The 3,270-nt window shown below is 62.6% G+C and carries 4 protein-coding genes; 2 read left to right on the top strand and 2 right to left on the bottom strand.

Features of this window, described 5'->3' with window-relative positions; genetic code table 11:
• Nucleotides 1–126: 126 nt before the first annotated feature.
• Nucleotides 127–1,047 carry a fumarylacetoacetate hydrolase family protein gene (locus tag ACXJ7R_RS28265; protein ID WP_457154699.1) on the bottom strand — a complete coding sequence of 307 codons (921 nt, stop codon included), beginning with the start codon at nt 1,045–1,047 and terminating at the stop codon, nt 127–129.
• Nucleotides 1,048–1,057: 10 nt separating this feature from the next.
• A complete protein-coding gene (locus tag ACXJ7R_RS28260) occupies nt 1,058–2,179 on the bottom strand; it encodes a cupin domain-containing protein (protein WP_457154698.1) in 1,122 nt (373 codons plus the stop codon).
• 133 nt (nt 2,180–2,312) lie between these two features.
• Between ACXJ7R_RS28260 and ACXJ7R_RS28255 the strand changes: the two genes are divergently transcribed.
• Both ACXJ7R_RS28255 and ACXJ7R_RS28250 read left to right on the top strand, forming a co-directional pair.
• Entirely contained in the window at nt 2,313–2,987 is a 675-nt protein-coding gene (locus tag ACXJ7R_RS28255) for a GntR family transcriptional regulator (protein WP_457154697.1), read from the top strand.
• Between the two features lie 108 nt (nt 2,988–3,095).
• A partial coding sequence (locus ACXJ7R_RS28250; protein ID WP_457154700.1) for a TetR/AcrR family transcriptional regulator occupies nt 3,096–3,270 on the top strand: 175 nt, incomplete at its 3' end.

The following is a 3,270-nucleotide window of genomic DNA, read 5'->3' as shown; positions in this document are numbered from 1 at the left end:
TCAGCATGGCAACCTCCTGCTTGTGATCGACCGTCTGGGCGGGCGGTGGTGGGCTCGGCGGTGACCATCGGATCGCCGGGAACCGAGGCCATCTGGATGACCTCCTTGAATTGCGCGTTCGCGTGTCTAGTCCGGTGTCGCATCCACCACGGGGTGCCGCAGTGTGCCGATCCCTTCGACGCACGCAGTGACAACATCGCCGGGCCACATCCATTCTTGCGGGTCGCGCCCGGCGCCAACGCCTTCCGGGGTGCCGCTGGCGATGATATCGCCAGGCTCCAGCGTGATCCCCGACGAGATGTCGGCGATCAGATGGTCGATCTTGAACAGCATGTGACGCGTGTTGGACCGCTGCTTCTCGACCCCGTTCAGCGTCAGCCACAGGTCAAGYACATGCGGATCTGGGATCTCGTCGGCCGTGACGATGCATGGCCCGAACGGCGCGTAGGTGTCCTGTCCCTTGGAGAAGATCCATTGCCCGGCGCGCCGATTGTCGCGGGCCGAGACGTCGATCATCACCGAATAGCCGAAGACGTGGTTCAGCGCGTCTTGCTTGCGGACATGACGGGCGGTGGTGCCGATAATGACGGCGAGTTCCACCTCCCAGTCGAGCTGCTGCGTGATCTTCTTGTTGTGCTCGATGCCGTCACCGGGTCCGATCACCGTGGTTGGCGGCTTGGAGAAGACAACCGGCTGCTTCGGCAGGTCTTTCGACGTGTCGAGCGACTTGGCGCTCTCGGCGACATGCTCGACATAGTTCAGGCCGATGCCGAAGATGTTCTTGCGGGGCCGGGGAATGGGGGCCAGCAGCTTCACATTGTCCATCGCGGTGGCGCAGCCGGTGGGGAAGCGTCCGGCGCACGTGTCGAGGCAGTCGCGCAGCGTCTCCAATCCGGCGCGTCCAGCGTCGATCAGGCCGAGCATGGTGTCGGGCAGCAGCTTTCCTTGAGCCGCGGCGAGCGCCCCGACGTCGACCACCAGATCTTCGACCAGCACGCCGAGCCTTGCCGCCCCCTCGACCGAGGCGCGATAGGTTACAAGTTTCATGATCTATCCTTCAGAGAAGCGGCTGCAGGCCGCCATTGTCGCCGAATGCCTGCTCCCGGTAGAGCCCGAGTGCCCGCATCACCGGCAGGTCGGACAGGCAGAAGAGGCAGGCGTCCTCGCGATCCGAACCGTTGACATGCTCGTGCCAGGCCCAGGACGGCACGCAAAAGATGTCATGCTCTTGCCAGTCATAGCGCTGGCCGTTGATGATCGAATGGCCGCCGCCCTTAGCCACATGGTAGAGGCCGCTGCCGGTGTGCCGGTGTGCCTTGGTGTGCTCGCCGGGCCGCAGCATCTGCATCGACGCGCCGAGCGTCTGCATGACCGGACCGTTCGTCACCGGGTTCACATACTCCATCAGCACCCCATCGAAGGGCGAGCCGTCGCTGCAACCGGCATATTTCAGCAGCGACTCGTAGGTCGGCGCCCACTCGTATTTGAACATCGGGCTGTAACCCTTGGTCCATGCCTCGCCTGTCGGCTTCAGGCCGGGATTTCCCCAGGTCTTGGTCATGTCGTCGACCGCGTAGCCGACTGCCTGGCTCTGATCCGGATGCACCTCGTAGAAATTGGCTTCCATCGCGTTGACGAAGGGGATGTCCAGTCCGTCCTGCCAGATGCAGGGCGAACCGCTGGCCTCCACGCCGTGCTCGTGCCAGGTGCCGTTGGGTGTCAGCACGAAGTCGTTCGCGCCGAGCGTCATCTTGTGTCCGTCCACCACCGTATAGGCGCCTGAGCCCTCGATGATGAAGCGGATCGCCGAGGCCGAATGGCGATGCGCCGATGCGACCTCGCCAGGGTTCATCACCTGAAGCCCGCCATAGATCCAGCCGACCGCTGCAGCCACGTCGGTGCGCCCCGGATTGTTCAGGTAGACCACACGCCGCCCGGCCTTTTCCGGTGTCACCAGTTCGACCGAGCGAAGGACATGCGCACGCAGGTCGCGATAGCGCCAGACCACAGGCACCGACTGTGACTTCGGTTCCCACGGCTCGATCTTGTTGGCGACGGTCCACAGCGCGCCTGCCTTATGGCGCTCGAGCTCCTCGTAATAGGCAAGCAACTCCGGCGTGTCCTCGACGTTTGCCCGCCCGACGACGTCTTCGCGATGGTTCTCGCGCTCCCGTGCCATGGGATCCTCCTGGTTGGGGCTGTTGGGCTAAGCATGACGCGACATATTTTCGATTGCAACACAAATTTTCGAAAATAATTGAAATTGCCGACAAGTCCATCTATGAGGTAAGGCTGTGCGGTGAGGAACACTGATGACGCTTGCCGAAAAAGCCTACGATGCACTGCGCCACGACATCATTCGCGGCGAACTCCCCCCTGGCAGGCCGTTGCGCCTTGCCGATCTCGGCGAGCGCTATGGCATGGGCTTCTCGCCGCTGCGCGAGGCGCTGAACCGCCTGCAGGCGGAGCGGCTGGTGACGGCAGAGTCGCTGCGCGGTTTCCGCGTGGCGCCGCTGTCGCTCGATGAACTGCACGATGCCGTGTCGCTTCGCATCGTCATCGAAACGGAGGCACTCAAGGCTTCGATCAGCAAGGGCGACGACAGCTGGGCGTCAGACATCGTTTCCGCCCTCTATGCCCTGAACGTCCAGGCCGCGCGCACAGGCGCCGAGGCCGACATCTGGACGCTCGAAAAGCGGCATCACGCGTTCCATCGCGCCCTGCTGGCTGCCTGCAACTCGCCCTGGACGCTGGAATTCTTCGAACGGCTCTATGCTGCAACCGAGCGCTACCGCATTCCGGTTCTGCTCGCATCGTCATTGCCGGTGGGTCGTGATGTCCAGGCCGAGCACAGTGCGCTTGCGCAGGCTGCGCTCGACAGGGACGCCGAGAAGGCCTCGGCGCTGCTCAGCCAGCATTACCTTAGAACGGTGGAAGATCTGGCGGCGGTTATGAGCCCCGACGAAGTGAAGCTGCGCGCCTCGTGATATGGAATACGCCACGGCAGGCCATTTGTGACAGAGCCCTCAAGGCGGATCGGCTCGCAGGTGCAAAATCCTATTGCCAACGATCCTACTAGAAGGTAGGTAAGGGCGATGAGCAATCTTGTCATGACCTCCGATCAGATCCTCTCGTCCGCGCGCAACTTCATTGTTTCGGGCGGCTACAACGGCTTCAGCTATGCTGATATCGCTGAGGTGGTAGGGATCCGCAAGGCGAGTATCCACCATCATTTCCCCAGCAAAGTCGACCTTGTTCGCACGCTTGTGG

The organism is Mesorhizobium sp. P5_C1 (genome assembly GCF_054049815.1).
The sequence above is the reverse complement of the archived record's forward strand: the minus strand, read 5'-3'. Positions and strand labels throughout refer to the sequence as shown.

Coding starts and splice junctions, on each gene's coding strand:
- ACXJ7R_RS28260 (WP_457154698.1), bottom strand. CDS start 2,179: ATGGCACGGGAGCGCGAGAACCATCGCGAAGACGTCGTCGGGCGGGCA.
- ACXJ7R_RS28255 (WP_457154697.1), top strand. CDS start 2,313: ATGACGCTTGCCGAAAAAGCCTACGATGCACTGCGCCACGACATCATT.